This is a genomic window from Neisseria sp. HMSC070F02, from assembly GCF_001814225.1.
GTDB lineage: Bacteria > Pseudomonadota > Gammaproteobacteria > Burkholderiales > Neisseriaceae > Neisseria > Neisseria meningitidis.
The window spans coordinates 14639-21584 of record NZ_KV815415.1 but is presented as its reverse complement, the minus strand read 5'-3'; the positions used below and the strand labels follow the sequence as shown (position 1 = coordinate 21584).

General features: G+C 54.2%; 3 protein-coding genes and 2 pseudogenes. 2 read left to right on the top strand and 3 right to left on the bottom strand.

The window, feature by feature from the left end; translation table 11 throughout:
* Window positions 1-339: 339 nt before the first annotated feature.
* Both HMPREF2959_RS05000 and HMPREF2959_RS04995 read left to right on the top strand, forming a co-directional pair.
* Window positions 340-546 (top strand): annotated as a pseudogene (locus tag HMPREF2959_RS05000) (L-lactate permease); the annotation flags it as partial.
* A pseudogene (locus HMPREF2959_RS04995) lies at window positions 546-743 on the top strand (hypothetical protein); the annotation flags it as partial. The pseudogenes HMPREF2959_RS05000 and HMPREF2959_RS04995, both read left to right, overlap by 1 nt.
* 202 nt (window positions 744-945) lie before the next feature.
* On the opposite strand, the gene mtrE reads toward HMPREF2959_RS04995, so the two are convergent.
* From mtrE to mtrC, 3 genes are read right to left on the bottom strand one after another with little or no spacing between them, the layout of a single operon-like run.
* The gene (gene mtrE, locus HMPREF2959_RS04990) at window positions 946-2349 is read right to left on the bottom strand and encodes a multidrug efflux transporter outer membrane subunit MtrE (RefSeq protein WP_070696454.1); all 1404 of its coding nucleotides are present in this window, start codon (window positions 2347-2349) and stop codon (window positions 946-948) included.
* Window positions 2350-2403: 54 nt separating this feature from the next.
* A complete protein-coding gene (gene mtrD / locus HMPREF2959_RS04985; protein ID WP_002216629.1) occupies window positions 2404-5607 on the bottom strand; it encodes a multidrug efflux RND transporter permease subunit MtrD in 3204 nt (1067 codons plus the stop codon).
* A gap of 11 nt (window positions 5608-5618) precedes the next feature.
* Window positions 5619-6857, bottom strand: coding sequence for a multidrug efflux RND transporter periplasmic adaptor subunit MtrC (mtrC, locus tag HMPREF2959_RS04980; protein WP_070696451.1), 1239 nt, complete (start codon window positions 6855-6857; stop codon window positions 5619-5621).
* Window positions 6858-6946 lie beyond the last annotated feature (89 nt).

Genomic DNA, 6946 nt, shown 5'->3' with positions numbered 1-6946 from the left:
GCAACGCCGTACTGGTTTTTGTTCATCCACTATACATCAAACATCAAATTGGACTGACCAATCAGGGCGGATTCTAATGACACGCCGTTCCCGCCGTCAACGGCATTTACCTCGCACCGCCCCCGAAACACAAGAAAAAACTACACCAAACTACAATTTTTGTTCATGCAAATATTTGTTTTGACAGGATTTAAACGAAAGCTCCGATTCAAATCTGCCGAACCGCCCAAAAATATATTGACCTAAATATTAAAGTTTCGCAAAGTAATGCAACGTTGCTTTAATTGGTTTGACCACTATTGCCGACGATTAGAAAAATATTTTCGGAGATGTTCAATTATGGAAACTTGGGTTCAAAACTACACGGCAATCGGCGGCAGCCTGTATCTGACTGCCGCCGCCGCACTCTTACCCATCGTCTTTTTCTTTGCCGCGCTGACCGTCCTGAAGCTGAAAGGCTATCAGGCGGGGCTTTATACGCTGCTGATTGCGCTTGCCGTTGCCGTATTCGGCTTCGGGATGCCGGCGAGTATGGCGGTTTCTTCCCTGCCGCCGCAGCCGCACTGACCCAACGCCCCTACGCCACGCTGGATTTGACCGCGCATTACAAAATCGGAAAATCCACACGCATCGGTTTGGACTTTGAAAACGTGTTCAACAAACGCTACCGCACCATGCCCGACATTCACGTTTACGGCACGCCGCGCAGCCTGACCGCAACCGTCAAACATATAGTGGATTAAATTTAAATCAGGACAAGGCGACGAAGCCGCAGACAGTACAGATGGTACGGAACCGACTCACTTGGTGCTTCAGCACCTTAGAGAATCGTTCTCTTTGAGCTAAGGCGAGGCAACGCCGTACTGGTTTTTGTTAATCCACTATAAAGAAAGAAATGCCGTCTGAAACCTTATCGTTTCAGACGGCATTTTATTGCCCGACCGGTTATTTGTCGGTTTGGGTATCCCGTTTCAATCCGCCGCCGAGTGCCTTGTACAAATCGGCAAGGTTTTCGGCGCGGGTCAGTTGTGCCGACAAAGCCGCACCTTCCGCCGAATAGCTGCTGCGTTCCGCATCGAGCAAATCGAGCGCGCCGGATACGCCGTGCTTGTAACGCAGGCCGACCAAGCGCAACGCTTCTTTAGAGGCGCGGCTTTGTTTGCTTAAAGCGTCATAGGCTTTATCCAGCTGCTCGCGCGCCGCCAATGCGTTTGCCACGTCTTGAAATGCGGATTGGACGGCGGATTCATAGGCAACGATTTGTGCCTGTTGGCGCAGCTTGGCTACATCAAGGTTCGCCTTGTTCGTACCCCAGGTAAAAATCGGCAGGGTAATAGACGGCGCGAACGACCAAACGCCCGTGCCGCTTTTGAACAGCCCACCCAATTCGGCAGAACCCGTACCGACGGTTCCGGTCAGGCGGATGGATGGGAAAAAGGCGGCGCGTGCCGCACCGATATTGGCGTTTGCCTGTTTGAGCGCGTGTTCGGCAGCACGGATATCGGGACGGTCGAGCAATACTTCGGAACTCAAACCGGCCGGCAGCTTCTCAACAAAAAACTGCTTGTCCAACGGCAAACCGGCGGGCAGGTCGTCGGGTATCGGTTGGTTAATCAGGGTTGCCAAGGCATTGCGCGCCTGTTCGCGGCTGCGCGCGGCATGGGCATAATCGGCTTTGGCAGATTCGATTAGGGCTTCCTGCTGACGTAGGGCGACGGCGGAAATCACGCCTGCCTTGTAACGTAATTCGGACAGCTTGTAGGTTTCCTCGCGCGTTTTCAAAACACGTTGCGCCAAAGACATCGCTTCTTCGGCGTAACGTTCGTTGAAATAGGCTTTGGCAACGGTGGCAATCAGGCTCAAATGTGCCGCATCGCGGTTGGCGGTGCTGGCGAAATAGCCTTGCAGTGCCGCCTCGCTGCTGCTGCGTACACGCCCGAACAGATCGAGTTCGTAAGATGCCGCACCCAGTCCGACTTTGTAGCTGCTGCTTACATTGCCGCCGCTCAAGCTGCCTTGGCGCGAGCCGTTCGCATTGGCGGCAAGCGTGGGCAGGAGGTTGTTGCGCTCAATCATGTATTGTTTGCGGTAGATTTCGCTGTTCAATACGGCGGTACGCAAACTGGTATTGCGCTCGAGTGCGATGTCGATCAGCTTTTGCAGGCGCGGGTCGGCAAAATAGTCGTGCCAACCCAAATCGACGGCGCGGATGCCGCTGTCGGCGGTATCGTTTTTGAACGTTTCGGCAACTTCGACTTTGGGCTGCTCGTATTGGGGAATCATGGTGCAGGCGGATAATGCGAAGGCTGCTGCAACAGAAGTCAAGGTGGTTTTCAATGTAGTATCCATAAAAAAGTCCTGATGCCGTCTGAAAACCCGTGGGCGTTCAGACGGCATGGTTGCTTAATGTTGGCTGTCGTCCGAACCGGTGATGCCCGCTTCGGCAGCGTGTTTTACTGCCATTTCGTGTTCGTGCGCGGTTTCTTTGAAGAATTTGCGCACCACCACATAGAAAAGCGGAACAAGGAACACCGACAAGAGCGTGCCGATGAGCATCCCCCAGAATACGGTTGTACCAATGGCGCGCTGGCTGGCAGAACTTGCACCGCCGGCAATATACAGGGGAACCACGCCCAAAATAAAGGCAAACGAGGTCATGATAATCGGACGGAAACGCAGGCGGGCTGCTTCCAAAGCGGCTTCAACCGCGCTTTTCCCTTGCGCTTGAAGGTCTTTGGCAAATTCGATAATCAAAATCGCATTTTTCGCACTCAAACCCATCACGGTAACGAAACCGACTTGAAAGTAGATGTCGTTGGCGAACGAGGGAACGCTGCCCAACAGTCCTTCAAACAGGTTGCGCCCGGTTACGCCCGCAGCCGCACCGATCAAACCCAACGGAATCACAAGGATGACCGCCAGCGGAATCGACCAGCTTTCATAAAGCGCGGCAAGTACCAAAAATACGGCTGCAACCGCCAAACCGTACAAAATCAGGGTTTGCGAGCCGCCTTTTGCCTCTTCGCGCGACTGTCCGCCCCATTCGAAGCTGTAACCGCCGCCCAATTCGTCAACCATTTTTTGAACCGCCGCCATAGCCTGCCCGGTGGAAACGCCGGTTGCAGGCGAAGCGGACAGCTTCATCGAAGGATAACCGTTGAAGCGTACGCTCTGTTCCGTACCGTTTTCCCAAGAAACAGTAGCAATGGTGGAAAGCGGTACGGCGACGCCGGATTTGTTCGGCACGGTCAGGTTCAAAATATCGGCAGGCTGCATACGGGCATCCTCGTCGGCCTGCACCATCACGCGTTGCAGACGGCCTTGGTTCGGGAAGTCGCTGACATAAGACGAACTCAGCGCACTTGCCAATGCGGTGCGGATGTCGGCAAACGAAATGCCTTGCGCCGCCGCGGCGGCACGGTTGATGTCGATTTTCAACTGCGGCGAGTCTTCCAAACCGCCAGCACGGACGGTGCTGGGGTCAAACAAACCGCTGGCACGCATTTTCTGAATCAACTCGTTGCGCTTCGCCAGCAATGCGGTATGGCCGGTATTATTGCGGTCTTGCAGGTTGATGCTCAGGCCCGAACCATTGCCCAACTCCAGAATCGGAGGCGGGACGACGGCGATGCCAAAACCGTCTTTAAGCGTCCCCATCATCATACCCGTCAGCTTGCCGGCAATCGCAACGGCATCGCTGCCGGGCGCGGTACGCTCGTTCCAATCTTTCAATATGGCAAAACCCATCGCCATATTCTGACCGCTGCCCGAAAAGCTGAAGCCGGAAACGGTAATGATGTTTTCTATTTCAGGAATGCTTTTCGCCAGTTGGGTAACTTGCGCCAAAGTCGCATTGGTGCGCTCTTGGGTCGCTCCTGCAGGCAGTTGCACGCTGACCATGACGAAGCCTTGGTCTTCGGTCGGCAGGAATGAAGTCGGCAGGCGCATAAACAGGAACACGCCCACAACCGCCAAACCGATATAGACAACCATCATGCGGAAAGTCTTACGCAGCACTTTGGCAACCCGGCCTTCGTAACCGTGCGTCCAACTATTGAATTTCTTGTTAAACCAGCCGAAGAAACCTTTTTTCTCTTCGTGATGCCCTTTCGGGATTGTCTTCAACATTGTGGCACACAAAGCAGGGGTAAGGGTCAGCGCAAGGAAAGCGGAGAATGCGATTGATGACGCCATCGTCAGGGCAAACTGTTTGTAAATATTGCCCGTCGCCCCGCTGAACATCGCCAACGGTACGAACACGGAAATCAGAACGGCGGTAATACCGATGACCGCGCCCGAAATCTGACCCATCGCTTTTTTGGTCGCTTCTTTGGGCGGCAAGCCTTCACCCGCCATAATGCGCTCGACGTTTTCAACCACCACAATCGCGTCATCGACCACGATGCCGATGACCAAAACCATCGCAAACATGGTCAGTACGTTAATCGACATGCCCATATAAGAGATGAAGGCGAAACCGCCCAACAACGAAATCGGTACGACGATGGTCGGAATCAGCGTATAACGGATGTTTTGCAGGAAGAGATACATTACGACAAACACCAGCACCATCGCTTCGATTAAAGTATGAATCACTTTTTCAATCGAAATTTCGACGAATTTGGAAGTATCGTAAGGGGTTTTCCAGCTCATACCCTGAGGAAAGTATTTTTCCAACGTCGCCATGCGTTCTTTAACCGCCTTTGCCGTCGCCATCGCATTGCCGCTGTTGGACAGCATCACCGCCATACCGGTGGTATTTACACCGTTCAGACGGGTTGAGGAAGAATAGTCTTCCATACCCAGTCCGACCCTTGCCACATCCTTCAGGTAAACATTAGAACCGTCGGTATTGGCGCGGAGGATGACGTTGCCGAATTCTTCTGCCGTACCCAACTGCCCTTGCGCCGTTACGGTAGCCGTAACCGTCTGTCCGCGAACGGCGGGAAGCGAACCGATAGAACCCGCTGAAATCTGGACGTTCTGGGCGGACAGCGCGCTGCCGATATCGGCAAACGACAAATTGTAGTTTTGCAGTTTCTTAGGATCAACCCAAATCCGCATCGCGCGTTGCGCGCCGAACAGGCGTACCTGCCCCACGCCTTCGATACGCTGCAACTCGGGAACGATATTACGCTGCGCGTAGTCGTTCATCTCTTCGGTTGACTGCACATCCGACGAAAGCATCACAATCATCAGGAAATTGGAACGCGCCTTGGATACGGTTACGCCGTATTGCTGGACGGTTGCTGGCAGCGTGCTCAATACTTCGGAAAGCTTGTTCTGCACTTCCACCTGCGCCAGGTTCTCGTCGGTATCGGGCGTAAAGGTCAGGCTCACGCTGCCGCTGCCGCTCGAATCGGCAGAAGTGGACATATAATCCAAACCTTCCACGCCGTTCATATTCCGCTCGATCACGGAAAGCACGCTGTCTTCCATTACCTGCGCGGACGCACCCGGATAAGTGGCGTGCAAAGTAATGGTCGGGGCGGCGACGGACGGATATTGCGAAACCGGCAGGCTTTTGATGCCGAAAATACCCGCCGCAATAATGAAAATCGAAATAACCCACGCAAAAATAGGGCGGTCGATAAAAAATTTAGCCATCGATGCCTTCCTTATTTCGCTTCAGAAGCAGGTTTGGCTTCAGATGCCGTCTGAACGCTGGATTGAGGCGAGGCGGCTTGGTTTTCAGACGGCGCCCATTCTTTAGGCGTTACCTTTTTCGCACCCGTTATGCCGACGATACTGATGCCTTCCACAACCACCTTGTCCCCGTCCTTCAGACCCGACGTAACAATCCAATTCGTACCCTGCTGTTGCGCAACCGTTACCTCGCGGGGTTCCATACCGCCTTGGGCATTCACAATCATCACGGTATCTTTCGCACCGCGCGTTACCGCCTGCTGCGGCACAACAAATGCGTTATCCACCGCCACTTGGTCCATCAGCACGCGCACATACAGGCCGGGCATCAGGATATTCTGATCGTTCGGTACGGCGGCGCGCAGGGTAATCTGACCGGTCGATTCGTTGACGGTCGGATCGGCAAACAGCAGGCGGCCTTTTTCAGGGTAAACTGTGCCGTCGTCAAATTTGATGCCGACCGCAATCACACCATCCGCCGCCAGCAGTTTGCCTTCGGCTATCTGACGGCGCAATTTCATCACTTCGGATGCAGACTGGGTAACGTTCACATACATCGGATTGGTTTGGCGGATGGTTGCCAGCACGGTCGTATCGCCCGCATTCAACAGCGTACCTTCGGAAACTTTGGACTGACCGATAAAGCCGGAAATCGGCGCGGTAATGCGCGAACGGTTCAGATTGATGCCGGCAGATTTGATCGCCGCCTGTGCTGCTTTGACACCTGCCTCGGCAGAACGTTTCGCCGTTACCGCAGCATCGTATTCCTGCCGGCTGACGGCTTCGGCGGCAACCAAAGGCTTGTATCGCGCCAAATCCGCATCCGCTTTGGCAAGCGTTGCCTGAGCCGTTGCCAGTTGCGCGCGCGCGCTTTCCAGATTTGCTTCATAAGTGGAACTGTCGATCTGATACAGCGGCTGTCCGGCACGGACATAACTGCCTTCTTGGAACAGGCGTTTTTGGATAATGCCGCCAACTTGCGCACGGACATCGGCGGTACGCAGCGATTCCAAACGTCCCGGCAACTCGACGGTCAACGCAACGGTTTGCGGATGGACGGTTACGACACCGACGACGGGAGCCGGTGCTTCCCGACCCGCAGGCTGCCCGCCCTGCGCCGCGTCTCCGCCTTTACCGCAAGACGACAGTACCAATGCAACGGCGGCAGCCAACGCGGCCGCACGCATCGCCTTAAAAGCATAAAAAGCCATTATTTATCCTATCTGTCTGGTTTGATGTAAAGGGTTTTGCCAATCAACAGGCATTCTTATAGTGGATTAACAAAAACCAGTACGGCGTT

Coding starts and splice junctions, on each gene's coding strand:
- mtrE (WP_070696454.1), bottom strand. CDS start 2,349: ATGGATACTACATTGAAAACCACCTTGACTTCTGTTGCAGCAGCCTTC.
- mtrD (WP_002216629.1), bottom strand. CDS start 5,607: ATGGCTAAATTTTTTATCGACCGCCCTATTTTTGCGTGGGTTATTTCG.
- mtrC (WP_070696451.1), bottom strand. CDS start 6,857: ATGGCTTTTTATGCTTTTAAGGCGATGCGTGCGGCCGCGTTGGCTGCC.